Below are 19,541 nucleotides of genomic sequence, written 5' to 3' on the forward strand. Positions count from 1 at the left end.
AAAATTCGGATGTTCTTCCAGTAAGCCGTGAAATCACGGTTGACCAGGCGATTGCCTTAGCAAAATCTCAAGGTTATCAGATCCTCTCCGACGCCTGATCTTTCCATCACTATACTTTTTTACACCATCTCTTGATGGTTTGTTTGCTATGCACTAAATCAGACTTACCTGATACTTAGGATGTTTCAGACTTCCTCCTGAAGTGCTTTGACTTTCTTATTTTTTTTCGTTTTGCATGAGAACACATGCTTGTAAATTCAAATTTTATTATACAAATAATCTTTGCGTTTTGACCTTTTTCTTTGAATTTAGGGTGTCGCAAATGTCACAACTAGATATTTAGGTAGGTTTTCATTTAACGATCCATTCACAAATTCATCATGCTCAAAATCCGGGTTATCAAAATTATTTAAAACAATCCCTCCACTTAAAGTTGACATGGTGTTGTTCTTCGGGATCAGTTTGTAAGACATGGTATCTCCAACTATTTCCAATTGAATATCCTTGACTTGGTCTGAAACGTATTCCCCAGGACCAATGTTACAATCACCGATTTCATTGAAACCGATACTATAATCACCACCAGTTGTTTGAGCTACTCTGATTTCAATTGCTTTAGACAGTGAATTTTGGAGTTCCGTTTCTACGTTGGTGATACTCTTTTGTTTATATGAAACTCCCTCACCTTGAATATAAAGCTTTTGCGACATCAAAAAAACCGTTATCACTGTAAATATCAATACTCCCGAGATAAGCAGCGAGACAAGCAACTCCACCAGCGTGAAACCATTATTATAGTGCTTGCTAAACTGCATCTTCATACAAAATCACCGCCCTCTGAAAAGGGTTTATCTTTATTCTTGTTATTATAAAACTTGGCCAATGCGACAAGGTCAACGTAAGAATTTCCACTATTGTAATACACTCTTACCCTGATATTATATACTATCTTTTCATCTATTGTATTACTATTTACAACGATGTCAACCGCATGTCCATCAATTGAATCGGGATAACTTCCCGGCGTTTCTCCTGCTTCAAAGGCTGCAATCATTTTATCAATCTGATCTTGCCCGATTGCCGCTGCATTGTTTTTACTATCCGTAAAGAATATCATCTTTTGTCCGTACATCAAGGCGCCAACAACTGAAACGAGAATTATCATAATGATCGCTGTTGAAACAACTGTTTCGATCAGGGTAATTCCACCATTATTCTTCAAAACCTTATTCATGATGCCCCCTTAATAATATTTCTCAGTTCCCTGTTTATTTATCCCTGTTGGATCGCCAGGGTCAACTGGGTCGTCAGAAGACCACGCATTTGAGACACTTGGTTCCGTCGGATTTAATAAGGTCACCGCCAAAGGAAGCCATTCTGGAGAACTGTTATATGTTAATGGTTCCAGTGGAAGATCTTCCAGTTTATTACCTGTCACGGCTTGATATTTTCCCGGCTTAATGGTTCGATCCGTTTCCCAGTCTTTAAATACTAACGGATCGGGATAGAAATAAAAATCAGTAGCACTTCCATCATTATTCCCTGAATATTTTAATTGCGTTTTCTTTTTGATGTCTCCGCCGCTACTGTTTAAATAGATACCGTCAGCCTTTACATTGAGCGTTAAAGTTGGTGGATTATCATACTTTAAAATTACCGGGCTTCCTAAGATAATTTTTTCGGCGCCAGTCATATTAACTGTTGAATTATACTGTTCATAGCCGTTAAATCGAGCTTTTAGTGTACCATTACCACTGATATTCATTAATGAATTATCCGCATAGGTCTTCCCGGCAACATCAAGATATTGGGTGTTGATATTCAAGGTTCCGGTTCGATTCACTGTTAGATTCCCTTTAACAAGAACATTTTGAGCATCTAATTCCAGCACCGAATTTTGTTTAAGTCCAAAATCACCATTGCACTGAAAGAGTTCAACGTTCTTAATCTTAACATTATAGGCAATTGATTCTAACGGAATAATTCCGCCCACAAAAATTTGATTTTTCGAGTTTTGTTTTCCTGTTACTGATATCTGACAATTATTGGATAAGTTTATTTTTCCTGAATAGAAATACACAATATTTTTAAATTCCTGATATGAGCCTGATGTGATCGTCGTCATATCACCGTGAAGCCAGAAATTTTCGCAATTCCAAATAACTCTTGTCCCATTTTTTACCGTAACATTGCTTGGATTAGTTGCTCGTCCAATCGCAATATTTTTTGCTGTCAGGCTATTATCCGGATTTGAAAAATCCGTCGAATTTGTCAGCAGATCTAAATTACCGCGAATCCAGATATTATCACTACAAGACCAGACAATTTTCGATCGATCTCCCACCTTAACATTGCCATTTAGATTATTGGTATAATCCCCAATGATAATATTCTTTGCATTAATAATTAAAGAAGATTTCGTTCCACCAGAAGCATTGATAAGAATATCCCCCTTAACCCAAAGGGTATCACATTCGATATTTAGATTGGTATTATCATTTATTGTCAGATTTTTATCGAAAATAATTGTTTTGGCTTTAAACGTATTTGTTTTTCCTGAACCGTTATTCTGAACATAATTTTCTTTGAACCAAATCGTCTCTGTTTTATTTCTGTCCCCCAAATTGAATTCAGCCTGCCACACACCAGTTGTTGGCATTGGCGCTGTGACATAGATATTTTTGGCCTTCATATCCAGTGTTTTTCCATTCATCCATTCAAATTTACTGTTATTATCTTTATTTCTTCCAATATCTAAACTTAGATTATAATTTTCAACTTTGAGCACTCCCCCAGAATCCTCTTTTTCGTTCCCCTCACCCTGAATATTAATTTTGACTTTATTTCCGGTCGCATGGATATGCGTATTGCGAGCGCCAGTGTCCTCCACCGGTGGTCCTGAAATGCCGCCAGTTCCCGCATCAGCTTGCACCGGTATATCAACCTTATAATTAAGCTCTCGCCGCAAACCTTGAACATCAAGATTAAATGTATACACGCGCGAAGCACCATCGCCACTCGCCGTTAAATGACATTCCCCCAGAATTACTTTTCCGGTCGCTAATGGTGTTGTATCACCGTTGCTTCGGGCTATCAATGAATCCATATCGTCAATATTCCCTGTCACACTATTTTTAGTTCCAAAAATCTGCTTGGGATACTCGTTTTCTTTTCCGCTAATGAGATTATTTAACTGTGAAATACGCATTTGCAATGAAGCAATCAGCGCCTGATTATTGGGATCTGAAGAATCTAACGCATTCAATTGATTTTGTTTTTCTGTTTTTTCCAGTTGATAATCATTTAATTCCGACATGTCATTATTAATAAAAATCTTCCCAAACTCAATCACCGACTTGGCATCAATATAAGCCTGTCGACTCTCGAGCGTTTGCTGGGTAAAGGTAAAGTCACTGTTGGCCACCGACAGCAACGAGACAACCATGATCATAATAATTACACCAATAATGATCACAAATGCCAACGAACTGCCTTTTTGGTTTTTTAAAATGTCTTTTATTTTATCGGCCATGGTAAACCTCCACCTTATTTTGCGCCACTCGCTAAAAAACCGCTTCACCTGCAAGCAGATCGCCATTGCACTCTTTTTTTCTCATACTCGATACTTAACGTTCTTTATTTTTCCATCATGTAAACCTCAAAGGTCACATTAATCGCCACTTTGCCGCTGTCCAGTTTGGCGATCCCCGCAGCGGCAGCGCTTGTCGTGCTTGAGCTGCTGGTTGACCCGGTGGTCGTCGTTTCCGGTCTAATCTCAAAGGCCGTAATCACCATGTCCGGTCGGGTTGCCACGGCATCAAGCAACCGGTAAAAATTAGCCTGAGTGCCGGTCACTTCCATATTGACCACGCCAATCAGGGTTTGGACCCCAGCGGTATCAACGGCACTATTTGTTGTTTCGGTCGTTTCCGATGTCTCCGTCGTTTCGGTATCAGTGGTTTCGGTGGTCGTGGTTGTTCCGCTGGTATCACCGGTACTATTTGTGGTGGTAGCATCTTCGGCTGTAGTCTCTGTTTCCGAATTGGTGGTGCTTTCTGTCTCACCTGCTGCTGATGCCGTATCTTCTGAAGTATAGGGAACAAAGGTCAGCACATCTGCCATGCCATTACTGGCAATCGACAACACCCGGGGCGATAAACTGTAATCCAGACACAGCTGGGTCAATAGCATATCGAGCCCTTCATTTGGCAGCTGCTGGGGGAAAACGGCTTGCATACTGGTCAATGTCACGGTTGCCGCATCACGGGCTTCCATGGTAGACGGAATGGCATCAATCGCCATTTCCATCGATTCTTTGGTGAACTGGGCCTCGGCAGCCTGATCGTTCACTACCTGAAAGCTTTGAATACTTGGCAATACCACAAAATAAATCCCAAAAAAACCGATCAATGCGCATCCCAGAATATAAATCAACAATTTTTCCCGCTTGGTCAATTTTTTCATTGGGCCGCACCTGCTTTCAGATAGGCGTCAGCCGAAAAGCCATAGCCCAGAATCGTGTTGGTTGTACTGGAACTCGTCGCCGTGCTGCTGGTTGTTCCGGTGGTTGTGGTGGTGCTGGTCGTCGTTGTCTGGGTTCCACTGACCTGGGCATAGCCGGTGTAATCCACCTGAGTGAAGTAGCCGGTACTTTTTAAGCGCTCGATATAGTGGGCCGCTTCCTTTTCGTTATTGGCGGTGGCTTCGATATGGATGGCTCCGGTAATACCATCATATGCCAAAGCATTTAGCGTTATCACCCCGTTTCCCTGGGTTGCCAGGCTGTTCATCATCACCGAGACCAGATCAGGATTACTGTTAACTGCTGCAGTGATGGTTTCAATGTTGGCGATCTCACTCTGAATGCTGTTGACCTCATCGGTCAGTTCTTTGGCCTGCAGGTATTCCGCCTGATTATTGGGATCACTGATATAGGCATTGGATTCCTCCAAACTTTTTTGGGCGCTGTATTTCAACCCAAAGAAAATCCCAAAGGTGATCAGAAAAACCAGAATCATGGCAGCGGGAAGAATCAGGGCCTTATATTCAAACGGCAGCGCTTTTTTGGCAGCATTGCTTTTGCGGTAGGCAGTAAAAAGGTTGAGGGATCTGGATCCCGAAAAAAAACCGGCAATGGGGTATATATAGTTGCCAAAATCAAATATTTCATCCATTACAAAACTGTTTTTGACATTGGGGGTCTGGGGCAAAGCAAACACACTCAAATCCGGATCAAAGTTTAATGCCTTAATTCCCTCCAGTTCATATTCATCCAGGCCAGCATAGAGACTCATATTTAACGGGTGTTCGGATTTTTGGGATTTGTTGAACTGAATCAGCGATGACAGTTTTCCAGTCAGTTCCTGGGCAAAGGCTTCGGTGCCCCGCTCGGCCAGCAGCCGGGAACGGGTCGAAAAAATAAAAATGCCATTTTCAAACAAGAGCGAAACCAGATTTTTTCCATCCAGAATATTGATGGCAAAGGTCATTCCCCGAAAATCCCGGGTGGCCGTGACATACTGAATGATCGTATTGAGCCCCACATCGATACTCATGATCTGAATTTTAAGGCTGGCAAAAAGCGCCACATAGGATTCGATGACCCGTTTTTCAATCCCGCAACAAAAGATATGATTGCCACTCAATCCGGGAATCGGGGTGTAGTCCACCACCAGTTCGTCATAATTTCCTGCGGACTCATCAAACTCGCCAGCCGCCAGAGCCTCCAGTTCCCGGGGCTTAAGCTTGGGTACCTCCACGGTTTTGGTGAGGATCAGGCTGCTGTCGATGATCAGTTTCATATTTTTAAAGAGCTTGGGACTTTCCTTAAGCGCTTCGGTGATCGCTTCCCTAAACACCTCTTCATTGGTAATAACCCCATTGATCAGGGCCCCGGCCTCAACCGATAGTGTTTTATAGCTGGTGATGGTCAGTCGGCCCTTCTTGATAAGCCCCTGGAGGACCTGAATGCCATCATTGGAAAAATAGACAAGTGTCTGCATATAGAGCCTTCCTATCCGATATTTTGGTATAAGGTCATAATTGGGAGCATGACGGATAACATGATCCCGCCAACGATGCTGGCCATGATGATGATCATCACCGGTTCAATAAAGGTGACCAGCCGGGTGGTGGCCATTTCAGCCTCGTAATCAAAGGAATCGGCCACCGATTCCAGCATACTGTCAAGATTTCCGGATTCCTCACCGATATAAATGGTCGACACCAGCTTGGCATCAAAGCCGTCAATGGTCTGGATTGAGGCTGATAGCGGTTCACCATTGCGCACCTGTTCAATGGCCTGGGGAAACTGGGACTGCAAATAGCTGTTGCCAATGGTCGCCCCACTGATGGTCAGGGCGTTGATCATCGCCAAACCGCTGGAGTAAAGGGAACTCAGGGTTCTCGCAAAACGGGCGGTATAAATGATTTTCATCAGCTTGCCGATCTTGGGGATTTTCAGTTTAAAGTGATCCAGGGCTTTTTTGACCTGGGGAATCGTCACTAAAAAGCCACCCAGCACAATAACAACCAATAAACCGATAATATAGATATACCAGTAGTTGGTCATGGAATTACTGATATTAATCATCAGCTGGGTAATCGCTGGCAGCTCAATCCCTTCAAAAAGGGTAAAAAACTGGGGCAGAATCAGGGTGAAGATCAGCACCACCACCGCCACGGTGATAAAAAAGAGAATCACCGGGTAGGTCATGGCGCTTTTAATTTTGCCCCGTAGTTTGTGTTCCTTCTCATAATGATCGGCCATTTTCCGGGCGGTCCCCTCCATCTGACCGCTGGCCTCACCAGATTTATACATGTTAATCAAAAGCTCCGGAAAAGAACCCTCGGTTAATTCCATGGCATAAGAGAGGGTATTGCCCCGTTGGATCTCCTGATACAGTAAGCCATAAACTTTTTTGATGGCCGGTTTAATGTCCCGCTCTTCCATGATCTTGATCGCCCGGATCATCGTGATGCCCGAGCCCAGCATGCTGGCAATCTGGCGGGAAAAATCGGACAGCTCCATCGGTTTGAGTTTATAGGCCTTATGATGCTCCTGGACCTCATTGATTTTCAGGGCAAACTCATTGTTGGCCCGCAGGGTGCGCCGCACCGTTTCCGCTGATGCGGCTTCCATGGTGCCCTTGATAAGCTGGGATTGTAAATTTTTTGCTGTATATTTATAAACCGGCATGGGCGCCCTCCGTTTTTGACTTTAGCTTAAATTATTTTAACCCAAACAGGGTCAGATACCAACGTATTATTATATCACCAAATAGCAGCGCTGTCATGATGCCGATGCATAAATAGGGGCCGAAGGCCATATGTTTATCCGCCGTTTTTTTAACCAGCAGATAAACGGCCACCACCCCACCCAGGACGACACCAATAAAGGCCGCCAGCAGCGTGTTGCCCCAGCCCAGCATAAAGCCAGCCACCGCCATCAGTTTGATATCACCGCCGCCAAAGGCGTCAGAGATAAAGAGTGCCAGCACCAGCATCGGCAGACTGACGATAAAGATGCCAATGACCCGGAACAGCAATCCGACTTCAGTGAAAACAAAAAAACTGAGCAGCGCCGGGGCCATCAGGGCGATGACCAGACCATTGGGAATAATCATTGTATCAAAATCGATCATCGTGATGCAGATTAAAATCGCCCCGGCGGCAAACACCACCAGCCACTGAAAGGAAAAACCGTAGACCGCAAAAATCAAAATCGCCAGCAGCCCGGTAAAAAGTTCGACTAACGGATAGCGGATGGATATGGACCCGCCGCAATCGGCACATTTGCCCCGCAGCCAGAGGTAGCTAAACAGCGGAATATTGTGATAGCCCTTGATCGGGGCATTACAGTTCGGGCAAAAGGAACGGCCGTTAGCCACCGAAATTTCCAGCGGCACCCGATAAATGACGACGTTAAGAAAACTGCCGATGACGATGCCGATGACAAAAATATAGAGATAAAGAATAAATTGAATCAGTGCAACCATCGGCGTTTTCCTTTCGCATTATTTTTCTTTGGTAACTTCAAGGTTTCCGGGGGAATAGCTGGTGACCCGTCCGCCCCGGCGATAGACAATATAATCGATGGTGGCATCCCGGTTTTCATCAACCACAGTGATGACCGCATCCTGATTGACCTCAACGCCAATATAATCAAGCAGATCATCCTGCACTGGCACCTGGTAGTGACCAGTCGCCGCCGACTCAATGGCTCTGGCCTGGGCGGCCAGATAGACCAGCCGGGCATTGGCGGCATTGGCGCTGTGCTGGCTACTCAGTACCAGACCGGCAATAATCACCACCACAAAAAACAGGATACTGACCACCGCCAGGGGAAACCCCCGATCAAAGGCGACCGGCTCGTTTTTGGCAGGAGGAAACTGATATTTGGCAATTGGGTTCACGGTTTACCTCCCGGAAATGTGAAGCTGCCAACCTTAAAATTTGACAGCAATGATTGACGACAAAACGTTGGTTCATTTTACCATGTGATCCGTCGGATTGGCTTAAAAGGATGTAAAGATTTGGCTTTTTTTAGTAGTGGACTCGCCGATTGACGCTGGTGTTGGTTTGCTTCATTGTCCCCACCTACTGAATATTTGATTTTTATGAACTGCTGAAATAAAAAAAATCTCCCTATCCCCGCAAACCCAATGACGGGTTTGCGCCTGGGAGGGAGGAGAAAATATCCTATGGCGCATAGGCTATCAACTTTATTTCACTACTCAAATTTTGAATTAGGCTTTAACGGATCCAAGACTTCTCCATCTCTTGTATATGTTACTTCTTTTACCTGTCCATCTGTACCAATTTTTACAACCCATAAAGAATCAGTAGCTCCAGCATCTTCACTCGCTTTAATATCCGTTCCCAGAAAAGTCAACATTTTTCTGGCCGCCTCAGGCAGAGCAGCAATTTCTGCATCTGTGTCCGCTCCTTTGAGCACATCAGATCCTAAATTTACCGCAATAGCACCTGCCGCTGCGGGAGTCGCTATATTTAGGTTAGTATTTGCATTAGCTTTGTCTTTTGCAAAATATTCTGTAGCGATTGCTTGCGCAGCTACATAAACTTCTCTCTGTTCTGCAATCGCCGCTTTCTTTTTAGCATCTTTGACAAATCCAATCATTGAAGGAATCGTAAATGCCGCCAACACCGCCAGGATCACCAATACCACAATAATTTCCACCAGGGTAAACCCTTTTCTGCTTCTCCGTATCTTATTAATCAGTTCCATGTTTTGCTCCTTATTTCGTTTTTTTTATGCTCTATATGATCATCTGCGCCAGCGATGATTTATATACTTATTTTTATATATGACTGATTGGTAAGTGATAATGATTATCTCACACTTCTCCTTAAGCTGCCTTAATCCCGCTCCATTATTGCCAAATTTTTTGTCAAAAAAAGCCGCACTCTCACCGTGCGGCAGCTGGCTGTCGTATCGTGGTGGTTTGGTGCCCTGACCACGGCTTTAGACCCTTTAGCTTTGCGTCCCAGGGTTTCCCCTGCTTTGCCTTTTTCGAATTTACATTAGTTTAATCTTAGTTGATAGTGATTAAAAAGTCAAGTTAATATTTTACATCTTCGTGACATATCCTTTGTATTTTAGATGACTCTTTTGCGGTTGAGTCATTGTTCTTTTTAGCCTTGTTTTGATTCGCTTGCGTTAGAAAGCGTAACAACCCTCATAAATTTGCCCGCTTTAAAAACCTGCCCGTCATTTCTATCCATCATTTCAACTTTTAGGCACAAAAAAAGCCACATCTCGTGTGGCAGCTGGCTGTCCTATTATCTGGCGTATAAACCGCCAGCATAACGTAGACCCTAAAGCTTTGCGTCACAGACTTTCATCTGATTTGCTCTTCGCTCTCTTAGGGTAATTCTTTTTCAATTAAAAGTCAAGCTAATCTTTTTATAAATTTTTAATGGGATAAGGTGGTTTTTTAGCCAAGTGTTTTTAATTTGTTCATTTTATGAACAGGTTCTGAATTTTCAACCGTGTTGTGGGCGGTCACGGACCGCCCCTACAAATTATAACTGACGTTATTTTAATAACAGGCTATCGCCCAAAATACTGGTTAAACTCCTGCTTGTCGCTGGCCCACTCAAGGCCGACCTCGTAGCTGATTTTCTGGTCGCGGACCAGCATCGCCAAATCGGCATTGAGGGTTTTCATCCCATCCCGGCCACCGGTTTGCATCACCGAAGCCAGTTGGTGGGTTTTGTTTTCACGGATCAGGTTTAAGACCGCATCGGTGCCAATCAGCACCTCCAGGGCGGCCATCCGGCCCTCGCCGCTAGCCAGGGGCACCAGCTGCTGGGTAACGACCCCTTTTAAAATGCTGGACAGCTGGGTGCGGATCTGCTGTTGGCTGTGGGGCGGAAAAACGTCAATGATTCGGTCGATGGTATTGGCGGCGCCAATGGTATGCAGGGTCGACAGCACCAGATGGCCGGTTTCAGCGGCGGTGACGGCGGCCGATACCGTTTCGTAGTCCCGCATTTCGCCCACCAGAATAACATCCGGGTCTTCCCGCAGCGACGACCGCAGGGCGGCGGCAAAGGAGCTGGCATCGACCCCGATTTCCCGCTGATGAACAATGCTGTGCTTGTGTGTATGCTTATACTCCACCGGGTCTTCAATGGTTAAGATATGGACCGCCCGGTTGGTATTGATATAGTCAATCATCGAGGCCAGGGTGGTTGATTTCCCGCTGCCAGTGGGCCCGGTAATCAGAATCAGCCCCCGGGGCTCCGATGCCAGCTTGCGGATAATCGGTGGCAGCTTGAGTTCCTCAAAGCTGGGGATGGTATCGTTAAGCAGGCGGATGGCGGCGGCATAGCTGCCCTGCTGTTTATAGATATTGACCCGTTGCCGCAGCCCTTCCGGGGTAACATGGCAAAAATCCAGGTCACTTCCATCTTCCAGCTTTTTGCGCTCCGCCGGGGTCAGGATGCTAAAAATCAGCTGTTCAATCAGCTGCGGGTTGTGCTCAAAATCACTCTGATAGAGGCGACCGTTTTTTCTAAAAACCGGGGGCAGGTCCCGGGATAAATGAATGTCCGAACAGTCGTTGCGGCGACCATAGTTGACCAGATCTAAAAAACGCATTCTCAGGCTCCTCCCTATTCCACATAGTATGATAATTTAAGAAATTCTTCCATCGAGGTAATCCCCTGGATGGTCAGATTAGCAACACTTTTTCTCAGCGGAATCAGCTTCCCGGTTTGTTCCACATAGTTATAAATATCCTCAATCGGTTCTTTTCGGGAAATCAGATTGCGGATGGTTTTATCAATCGCCAAAATTTCATGGATGGCAGTTCTGCCTTTATAGCCGGTATTATTACAAATATGGCAGCCCCGGCCCCGGTAGAGGGTGGTCAGCCGGGGTTCTCCCAGCAGCTCTCTTTCAATTTCTGAAGCGACATAGGCTTCGCGGCAGTTGGGACAGATTTTCTTGACCAATCGTTGGGCTACCACCCCGGTCAGGGAGTTGGCCACCAGATAGGGCTCGACGCCCATGTCCTGGAGCCGAACTACCGCCGACACGGCGTCGTTGGTATGGAGGGTGGACAGCACCAGATGGCCGGTAATGGCCGAACGGACAGCAATCGAGGCGGTTTCGGTGTCCCGAGTTTCACCGACCATGATAATGTCAGGATCCTGCCGCAGGATCGAGCGGAGTCCCACATCAAAGGTCAGCCCGGCCAAAATATTGACCTGGGTCTGATTGATCTTGGGCAGGTTTCGTTCCACCGGATCTTCGATGGTGGCAATATTGACATTTCGCTGACTGAGCATTTCCAAAATCATATAAAGGGTGGTGGTTTTGCCACTACCGGTGGGGCCGGTAATATAGACCACCCCATGGGGGCTTTGCAGCATCTGGAGGATTTTCTGATAATCCCCATCGTTCATCCCGAATTGACCGGCATGATCCAGGGGGACGTTCATGCTTAAAAACCGCATGACCATTTTTTCGCCGTAGACGGTGGGAATACTGGAGCTGCGGACATTCATTTCAACCCCATCGATGCGGATCCGGAAATGGCCATCCTGGGGTACCCGGCGCTCGGCAATATCCAAATTGGAAAGAATCTTGATTCGGGCAATCAGCGACTGATGAAGATTATTGGCCAGGGTCAAATAATCAACAATCAGGCCATCGATCCGCAACCGGATAATGGTTTCTTTTTCAAAGGGCTCAATATGAATGTCACTGGCCCCGGCATTATGGCCTTTTAACAAGACCGAATTAACCAGATTGACAATCGGGGCGTCGCCCTCATTGGTGAGGATATCCTCAACAAAAGACAGGCTGCTGCCCTCGACGGTTTTGTTGGCAGCTTTGGCAGCTTTTTTGGCTTCAATTTCGGTATAGGTTTTGCGGATGGTCTCGAGAATCACTTCCCGGGTGGCCAGCACCACATCGATGTTCATATTAGTAATCAGCCGCAGGTCCTCAATGGCATAAAAATCGAGGGGATCATTCATGGCCACCACCAGGTGGTTATTTTCTTCGCCAATGGGAATCAGGGTATATTTAAAGGCGATATTCTGGGGAATTTTTGCGGCGGCTTCCAGATCGATGGGAGTATCGTTTAAATCCAGCACCAGTACATTCAGCCGTTTGGACAGAGCCGTCAGCAGCTGATCCTCGGTGACATAACCATATTCAACCAGGATCGCTCCCAGTCGCTTGCTTTTATCGACTTTCTGATAGGCCAGGGCTTCCTGAAGCTGTTCTTCCCGGATAAAGCCGGCGTTAATTAAGATATCACCAATACGAATGTTCTTAGTTTCCATTATCTTCCTTTTCCAATACCTTCCGGCATTTTAAAAAATCTGTTCTTCGAATTCAAAAACCGTCATCGGTTTGCCAAAATAATAACCCTGGATGATATCGCATCCGAGCGATCGCAGCAGATCGACTTCGGCTTCGGTTTCGATCCCTTCAGCGACGACGGTCATCCCCAGTTTTTTAATCATCTTGATAGTGGATTCCACCACAATCAGATTCTGCTCCCGCTTGAGATGACTGTTGAAAAAACCCTGATCCATTTTAATGACATCCAGGGGTAAATTACCCAGCAGATTGATTGAGGAGTAACCGGAGCCAAAATCATCCATGGCCATTTTAAAACCGTAAAGACGAAAAGCTTCGCCGATCTCAATCATTCGATCAACATTTTCAAAAATGCTGGATTCGGTCAGCTCGATTTCCAGATTGCTGCGCTTGATCCGATACTGATTGGTAATGTTTAAAACCCGTTCAACAAAATCGCTCTGTTTAAGATTCTTACGGGAAAGATTAACAGAAATGGAAATTTCCGGATAACCGTCTGTTTCCCAGCGTTTCAGAATGCGACATACTTCTTCCAGCATAAACATATCCAGCTTTTTAATAAACCCGGTTTGTTCAAAAATGGGAATAAACTCCCCGGGTGAGATCAGCCCTTTGTGGGGGTTTCGCCAGCGTACCAGGGCTTCACAACCACAATAGCGGTTGGTGTGGAGGTTGTACTTGGGCTGCAGATACATTTCAAACTCCTGGTTTTCCAGGGCATCTTCCATCTGATCGATAATTTCTTTTTCATCGCCAATTTTTTTCCGGAAAGCATCGGAATAGAAAAACCAACGCTGGTTCTCCGCCGTCTTGGCAGCAATCCGGGCCATGTTGGCCTTTTCCCGGATTTTTTCCAGATTCCCGGTTTTATCTTCAATGATATAAATGCCAAAATGACAGGACAGCTTTTCCTTAATCCCGATAGTCTCTCGCCTGTCATTTAAAATCTGGATAAATTCTTTAATCCGCCGGATTATTTTATCCTGATCGTCACAGACGCAAAGAATCGCAAAATGATCGCCCGAGACCCGGGCATAGGTTTCCTGTTTGGCCATCCGCTTTTCCAGAATCCCAACCACCAGTCGCAACACCTGATCGCCCTTTTCATGGCCATACTCTTCATTAATAAAACGGAAGCGGTCAATGTCAAAGGTTAACAAGGCACATTGATTGCAGTTTTTTGATTCCAGAATTTCCGTAGCTTCCTGTTTGAATTTTTGCCAGTTGTTACCGCCGGTGACCTCGTCCACATAGGCAACCCGCTCTAGCCGTCGCTTGGAGCGGTATTGAAAAATCAGAATGATCACAAACAACAAAGTCATCGCCAGCAGCGCCGCAACAATCAGCGAAAAGGAATACCAGCTGATCTGCCGGGTTTGGGTGCTGACCACCTGGGTTGGTACCACAGTCATCATATACCAGTCATTGATAGCCAACGGTTTATAAATAGTATGCCGTTCCATTCCCCCATAAAAGCTGGTAAAACTGCCACTTTTACCGGCGGCCATGTTGGCTGCAATGGTCTCGAAAGTGCCGCCATCCCGCAGCTCGGCTTTTTGCATGCGCTCCAGCACATTCTCAAAGTCGCCGGGGCTATTGGCATGCGTCGAGGTGACCACTGCATCGCCATTGGCCTTGACAATATAGGAATAACCCTGACCCGCAAAGCTTTCCACTTCCAGATATTTTTTTAAATCTTCGGTGTTGACCGAAGCCAGTACCAGTCCCACCACCTCGGTGCCCCGGTAAATCGGGACGGCATAAACATTGATGGGCTTGTCATCGGTGTAATCGTTGATAGTATCAGAAACAGTTGCTTTGCCATTGATGGCTTCCTTAAAATAATCCCGTTCTGCCACATTCACTGACAAACCATCGGTTGTCAGTGATGTACCATCCGGCAACGCAATCCCCATCCGTTTATAGTGTCCTTTTGAAGCCTGCAGCGTGATCAAGTTCAGCATGGCATTTTGATCATAGTCGCCATGGGCTTCGATCAGCCGGGCAGTGGTCTCCAGATTTTCCAACTCATTATCGACCTTGCTCTCAACCAGGGCCGCCCCCCGGGTGCCAACTTCGGAAAGATATAAAAAGGTCTGCGCCTTTAAGGCATTATTGATCAGCGTAACATAATACCAGCTCAGCGCAAAAAAAAGAACAACAGTTACAATCGCAATAAAACTGGCCTGAATCTTTTTTGATTTGACAATCATCTGTTATCCTTTCGTTTTTGTTGTTATATCGTTCCTTCCATTCTACCAAATAAAAAGAACTTATTCAATGCGATTGAATAAGTTCTTTTGTTAAGAATCCCGCTTTTTAGCGAATATCTTTAATATCCACCAGTTCGATTTCGGCCATGGTGCGGTTGGATTTTAAACAATCCAGCAGCGCCTGGGCGGTATCGAGGGAGGTCAGCAGGGCAATGGAGGTTTCCACGCATTTGCGACGCATCCGGACATCGTCATGATGGGGCATCCGACCCTTGCTGGAGGTCGAAATGACATAGTTGAGCTTGCCACTTTCGATCAGATCTCCAATATTGGGCTTGCTTTCGGCCAATCGACGAACCACCTTGGTGGGAATATTGTTTTCGTTGAGAATCAGGGCGGTACCGACCGTTCCGTAGATGGTAAAGCCCATTTCATGGAACTGGCGGCCAATTTCGACAATTGCTTCTTTATCCCGGTCTTTAACGGTCAGCAGCACGCCGCCGGAACGCTCCATACTCCGGCCGGAAGCCACCAGACCTTTATACAGGGCATCAGCAAAGGTTTTGGCGACCCCCAAAACTTCGCCGGTGGATTTCATTTCTGGTCCCAGTTGGGTATCAACATCCTGCAACTTGGAAAAACTGAAGACCGGCACCTTCACGGCCACGTAGTTGCCTTCTGGTTGCAGACCCGGGGCATAACCGAGATCGGCCAGCTTGTCGCCGAGCATCATCTTGGTGGCAATGTTGACCATCGGAATATCGGTAACCTTGGAAATATAGGGCACCGTTCGGGAGGATCGGGGATTGACCTCGATCACATAGACTTCATCTTCATAAATGACATATTGAATATTGACCATTCCGACAATATCCAGGGCCTTTACCAGACGGCCAGTGTAGTCAATGATGGTCTCCCGGGTGCGGGCATCCAGGGTTTGGGGCGGATAAACCGAAATCGAATCACCGGAATGGACCCCGGCCCGTTCAATATGTTCCATGATCCCGGGAATCAGATAGCTCTCGCCATCGCAAATGGCATCGACTTCGACCTCTTTGCCCATCAGGTACTTGTCAATCAATACCGGGTTTTCCAGTTCCACAGCGGTGATAATATCCATGTACTCGACCACGTCTTCGGGTTCGTAGGCGATGATCATGTTCTGGCCGCCGAGGACATAGGATGGTCGCAGCAGCACCGGGAAGCCTAAACGTTCAGCGACCTCGACCGCTTCAGACGTGGTATAGACGGTTTCGCCCTGAGGCCGGGGAATCTGACAGGATTCCAGCAATTGATCAAAAACCTCCCGGTCTTCGGCAGCATCGATATTGGATGGCGAGGTGCCCAGTACTGGCACACCCATTTCTTCTAAATAGCGGGTCAGCTTAATGGCCGTCTGGCCGCCAAACTGGACAATGGCCCCAATCGGTTTTTCGGTTTCCACCACCGAGCGGACATCTTCCTTGGTCAGTGGTTCAAAATAAAGGCGGTCCGAGGTATCAAAGTCGGTTGAGACCGTTTCCGGGTTGTTGTTGATAAAGATCGCTTCGTAGCCTTTTTCCCGCAGGGCCCAGGCGCAGTGCACGGAGCAATAGTCAAACTCAATCCCCTGGCCGATCCGGATCGGGCCGGACCCCAGCACCAGCACCCTTTCTTTGCCCGTCGGATGATCGGCAATAAAGAGGGCCGCTTCATTTTCTTTATCCCGGGTGGAATAAAAATAGGGGGTCTGGGCGGCAAATTCGCCAGCGCAGGTGTCAACCATTTTAAAGGAGGCGTAACTTTTTTTGACTTCGGCAATTTTCTGGCCGGACAATTCTTCAATGGTTTTATCGAGGAACCCAAGCTCCCGGGCCACCCGAACCCGCTCGTCGGTTAATCCCAGGGTTTTTAAGTCCTTTTCCATCACCGCCAGATGGCGCAGTTTATCAAGGAACCACTTGTCAATCCGGGTAATCTGGGTGATCGTATCCATCGAGACCCCCCGTTTGATGGCTTCATAGACCACAAAGGAACGTTCATCGTCGGAAGCGGCCAGCATCCTCATGATGTCCTCATCACTGGCTTCCACCAGTCGCTCAATGGTCAGGGTTTCGAGACCTAATTCAATGGAGCGGACAGCCTTCATCATGGCGTGTTCAAAGCTCGAGCCAATCGACATGATTTCGCCGGTGGCCTTCATCTGGGTGCCAAGGGTTCGTTTGGCATAGACAAATTTATCAAAGGGCCAACGCGGGAACTTGACGACAATGTAATCCAGGGCTGGTTCGAAACAGGCGGTGGTGGTTCCGGTAACCTCATTGATGATTTCATCCAGCGAGAAGCCAATGGCAATCTGGCTGGCGACCTTGGCGATCGGATAGCCGGTGGCTTTTGAGGCTAACGCCGATGAACGGGAAACCCGGGGGTTTACCTCAATGACGGCGTAATTAAAGTTTTCCGGGTTCAGGGCAAACTGACAGTTACAGCCCCCTTCAACCTTCAGGGCGGAAATAATTTTGAGGGCCGAAGTCCGAAGCATCTGAAATTCCTTATCACTAAGGGTTTGACAGGGGGCCACGACAATCGAATCGCCGGTGTGAATCCCCACCGGGTCAAAGTTTTCCATACTACAAACGGTGATCACGTTGCCCTTGGCATCCCGCATTACTTCAAACTCAATTTCTTTCCAGCCGGCAATCCCTTTTTCAACCAGAATCTGATTGATTGGCGAAAGCCGGATGCCGTGGGTGGCAATTTCTTCCAGCTCCTGCTGGTTAGCTGCAATCCCGCCGCCGGTACCACCCAGGGTAAAGGCGGGTCGGACGATTACCGGATAACCGATGGACGACGCAAAACGAACCGCATCTTCCACCGTAACCACCACTTCAGAGGGAATACAGGGTTCACCAATTTCCCGCATCATATCCTTAAAGGCCTGACGGTCTTCGGCTTTTTCAATGGTTTCCAGATTGGCGCCGAGCAGCTTGACGCCGTGGGCATCCAAAAATCCTTCTTTAGCCAGCTGCATCGACAAGGTTAAGCCCGTTTGACCGCCCAGGGTCGAGAGGATACTGTCCGGTTTTTCAATCAGAATAATCCGCCTAATAACTTCCAGCGTCAGCGGTTCAATGTAGATTTTATCGGCCATCGCTTTATCGGTCATGATCGTCGCTGGGTTGGAGTTAATCAGGATCACTTCCAAGCCGACATTTTTTAAGGCCTTACAGGCCTGGGTGCCAGCATAGTCAAATTCGGCCGCCTGGCCGATCACAATGGGACCGGAGCCAATCACCAGGACTCGTTTAATATCGCTTCTTAAAGGCATCCTTGTTGCCCCCTTTCCATCAGATCTGTGAATTGTTCAAATAAATAGCCGGTATCGTTGGGGCCAGCACTGGCTTCCGGGTGAAACTGCACCGTAAAGGCATGAATATCGGGATATTCAACTCCTTCGCAGGTACCGTCGTTTAAGTTAAAATGGGTCACCTTGCCCACTTCAGCCGGAATGCTTTCCGGCACCACGGCATAGCCATGGTTCTGGCTGGTGATAAAAACCCGATCCCGGGTGACATCTTTGACTGGCTGGTTCATCCCCCGATGGCCGTATTTCAGCTTGAAGGTTTCCCCGCCCATGGCCAGTGCCAGCAGCTGATGACCCAGACAGATCCCAAAAATCGGCTTGCCGTACTTGACAAAGTCCTTGAGGTTTTCAATGATTTCAGTATTTTCGGCCGGATCGCCAGGGCCATTGGACAACATGATGCCATCGGGATTGAGATTGCGGATCTCATCAATGGTGGTATTGGCCGGCATCACGGTGACATTGCAGCCCAGACGCAATAGCATCCGCAAAATGTTGTGCTTATAACCATAATCAATCAGGGCAACATGGTTGGCCCGGTTGACCTGACTATAATACCAGCCCTTGTTTTTGCGGGTGACCGCCTGAACCGGATTGACGACTTTGAAGTTGCGGATTTTTTCTAGCAGCGCTTCCTTGGTGGTGGCAATGTCTTCGGTGGTGATGGCACCGTTCATCGTACCGTGTTCCCGGATCACCCGGGTAATCGCCCGGGTATCGACATCCCAGATCCCAATCTTATCCTGCTCAATCATGAACTCATTGATGTTGTGGGTATTTCTAAAGTTGGATGGCTCTTCACACCATTCTTTGGTGATATAACCATTGATCCAGCTCCGCTCTGATTCCATATCATCGGCGTTAATGCCATAGTTCCCAATTAAAGGATAGGTCTGTAGCACAATCTGTCCATAATAAGACGGATCGGTGAGCACCTCCTGATAACCAGTCATCCCGGTCGTAAAGACGATTTCGCCAATGGTGGTGCCTTCGCACCCAAAATTATAGCCCTCAAACACACTGCCATCCGACAGCACCAGCCAGGCCCGCTTATCTCGTTTGTAATAAGACATTGTTTACCTCCGTATTCTTTATTTCCAAAAAATACCTGATTGCACGCAAC

At 46.8% G+C, this 19,541-nt stretch carries 14 protein-coding genes and 2 riboswitches; all 14 genes read right to left on the bottom strand.

The genetic code is table 11. The features are described 5' to 3' along the window. Positions 1 to 308: 308 nt before the first annotated feature. Positions 309 to 821 carry a PilW family protein gene (locus BI182_RS02640; protein WP_250934382.1) on the bottom strand — a complete coding sequence of 171 codons (513 nt, stop codon included), beginning with the start codon at positions 819 to 821 and terminating at the stop codon, positions 309 to 311. Next, positions 818 to 1,234: a type IV pilus modification PilV family protein gene (locus BI182_RS02645; protein WP_286805334.1), complete on the bottom strand. Its 417-nt coding sequence runs from the start codon at positions 1,232 to 1,234 to the stop codon at positions 818 to 820. Before BI182_RS02645 ends, BI182_RS02640 begins: the two co-directional genes overlap by 4 nt. A gap of 9 nt (positions 1,235 to 1,243) precedes the next feature. Then, positions 1,244 to 3,532 carry a hypothetical protein gene (locus BI182_RS02650; RefSeq protein ID WP_286805336.1) on the bottom strand — a complete coding sequence of 763 codons (2,289 nt, stop codon included), beginning with the start codon at positions 3,530 to 3,532 and terminating at the stop codon, positions 1,244 to 1,246. A gap of 104 nt (positions 3,533 to 3,636) precedes the next feature. After that, a complete protein-coding gene (locus BI182_RS02655; protein WP_286805337.1) occupies positions 3,637 to 4,464 on the bottom strand; it encodes a hypothetical protein in 828 nt (275 codons plus the stop codon). Next, positions 4,461 to 6,002 carry a type IV pilus biogenesis protein PilM gene (gene pilM / locus BI182_RS02660; RefSeq protein WP_286805339.1) on the bottom strand — a complete coding sequence of 514 codons (1,542 nt, stop codon included), beginning with the start codon at positions 6,000 to 6,002 and terminating at the stop codon, positions 4,461 to 4,463. The genes BI182_RS02655 and pilM overlap by 4 nt, the downstream gene beginning before the upstream one ends. 11 nt (positions 6,003 to 6,013) lie before the next feature. Beyond that, positions 6,014 to 7,198: a type II secretion system F family protein gene (locus tag BI182_RS02665; protein ID WP_286805340.1), complete on the bottom strand. Its 1,185-nt coding sequence runs from the start codon at positions 7,196 to 7,198 to the stop codon at positions 6,014 to 6,016. Between the two features lie 31 nt (positions 7,199 to 7,229). Further along, positions 7,230 to 7,997 carry a prepilin peptidase gene (locus tag BI182_RS02670; RefSeq protein ID WP_286805341.1) on the bottom strand — a complete coding sequence of 256 codons (768 nt, stop codon included), beginning with the start codon at positions 7,995 to 7,997 and terminating at the stop codon, positions 7,230 to 7,232. A gap of 18 nt (positions 7,998 to 8,015) precedes the next feature. Beyond that, a complete protein-coding gene (locus BI182_RS02675) occupies positions 8,016 to 8,414 on the bottom strand; it encodes a hypothetical protein (protein WP_286805342.1) in 399 nt (132 codons plus the stop codon). Positions 8,415 to 8,731: 317 nt separating this feature from the next. Continuing rightward, the gene (locus BI182_RS02680; RefSeq protein ID WP_286805344.1) at positions 8,732 to 9,247 is read right to left on the bottom strand and encodes a type II secretion system protein; all 516 of its coding nucleotides are present in this window, start codon (positions 9,245 to 9,247) and stop codon (positions 8,732 to 8,734) included. A gap of 187 nt (positions 9,248 to 9,434) precedes the next feature. Then, a riboswitch (cyclic di-GMP riboswitch) is annotated at positions 9,435 to 9,538 on the bottom strand. Positions 9,539 to 9,781: 243 nt separating this feature from the next. After that, positions 9,782 to 9,884: riboswitch (cyclic di-GMP riboswitch) on the bottom strand. Positions 9,885 to 10,072: 188 nt separating this feature from the next. Then, positions 10,073 to 11,125: a type IV pilus twitching motility protein PilT gene (locus BI182_RS02685; RefSeq protein WP_286805346.1), complete on the bottom strand. Its 1,053-nt coding sequence runs from the start codon at positions 11,123 to 11,125 to the stop codon at positions 10,073 to 10,075. A 14-nt stretch (positions 11,126 to 11,139) separates the two neighbouring features. Further along, positions 11,140 to 12,822: a GspE/PulE family protein gene (locus BI182_RS02690; protein WP_286805348.1), complete on the bottom strand. Its 1,683-nt coding sequence runs from the start codon at positions 12,820 to 12,822 to the stop codon at positions 11,140 to 11,142. A gap of 30 nt (positions 12,823 to 12,852) precedes the next feature. After that, the gene (locus BI182_RS02695) at positions 12,853 to 15,075 is read right to left on the bottom strand and encodes a bifunctional diguanylate cyclase/phosphodiesterase (protein ID WP_286805349.1); all 2,223 of its coding nucleotides are present in this window, start codon (positions 15,073 to 15,075) and stop codon (positions 12,853 to 12,855) included. A gap of 106 nt (positions 15,076 to 15,181) precedes the next feature. Further along, a complete protein-coding gene (carB, locus tag BI182_RS02700; protein ID WP_286805351.1) occupies positions 15,182 to 18,382 on the bottom strand; it encodes a carbamoyl-phosphate synthase large subunit in 3,201 nt (1,066 codons plus the stop codon). Next, positions 18,373 to 19,491 (bottom strand): glutamine-hydrolyzing carbamoyl-phosphate synthase small subunit, encoded by a 1,119-nt coding sequence (gene carA / locus BI182_RS02705; protein ID WP_286805354.1) that lies wholly within the window; start codon positions 19,489 to 19,491, stop codon positions 18,373 to 18,375. Before carA ends, carB begins: the two co-directional genes overlap by 10 nt. Positions 19,492 to 19,541: the final 50 nt, after the last annotated feature.

Source organism: Acetobacterium sp. MES1, from assembly GCF_002237635.1.
GTDB classification, from domain to species: Bacteria; Bacillota; Clostridia; order Eubacteriales; family Eubacteriaceae; genus Acetobacterium; species Acetobacterium wieringae.

What these genes read in the sequence shown, in the direction of transcription:
- BI182_RS02640 (WP_250934382.1), bottom strand. Translation starts at nt 821, where the DNA reads ATGAAGATGCAGTTTAGCAAGCACTATAATAATGGTTTCACGCTGGTG.
- BI182_RS02645 (WP_286805334.1), bottom strand. Translation starts at nt 1,234, where the DNA reads ATGAATAAGGTTTTGAAGAATAATGGTGGAATTACCCTGATCGAAACA.
- BI182_RS02650 (WP_286805336.1), bottom strand. Translation starts at nt 3,532, where the DNA reads ATGGCCGATAAAATAAAAGACATTTTAAAAAACCAAAAAGGCAGTTCG.
- BI182_RS02655 (WP_286805337.1), bottom strand. Translation starts at nt 4,464, where the DNA reads ATGAAAAAATTGACCAAGCGGGAAAAATTGTTGATTTATATTCTGGGA.
- pilM (WP_286805339.1), bottom strand. Translation starts at nt 6,002, where the DNA reads ATGCAGACACTTGTCTATTTTTCCAATGATGGCATTCAGGTCCTCCAG.
- BI182_RS02665 (WP_286805340.1), bottom strand. Translation starts at nt 7,198, where the DNA reads ATGCCGGTTTATAAATATACAGCAAAAAATTTACAATCCCAGCTTATC.
- BI182_RS02670 (WP_286805341.1), bottom strand. Translation starts at nt 7,997, where the DNA reads ATGGTTGCACTGATTCAATTTATTCTTTATCTCTATATTTTTGTCATC.
- BI182_RS02680 (WP_286805344.1), bottom strand. Translation starts at nt 9,247, where the DNA reads ATGGAACTGATTAATAAGATACGGAGAAGCAGAAAAGGGTTTACCCTG.
- BI182_RS02685 (WP_286805346.1), bottom strand. Translation starts at nt 11,125, where the DNA reads ATGCGTTTTTTAGATCTGGTCAACTATGGTCGCCGCAACGACTGTTCG.
- BI182_RS02690 (WP_286805348.1), bottom strand. Translation starts at nt 12,822, where the DNA reads ATGGAAACTAAGAACATTCGTATTGGTGATATCTTAATTAACGCCGGC.
- BI182_RS02695 (WP_286805349.1), bottom strand. Translation starts at nt 15,075, where the DNA reads ATGATTGTCAAATCAAAAAAGATTCAGGCCAGTTTTATTGCGATTGTA.
- carB (WP_286805351.1), bottom strand. Translation starts at nt 18,382, where the DNA reads ATGCCTTTAAGAAGCGATATTAAACGAGTCCTGGTGATTGGCTCCGGT.
- carA (WP_286805354.1), bottom strand. Translation starts at nt 19,491, where the DNA reads ATGTCTTATTACAAACGAGATAAGCGGGCCTGGCTGGTGCTGTCGGAT.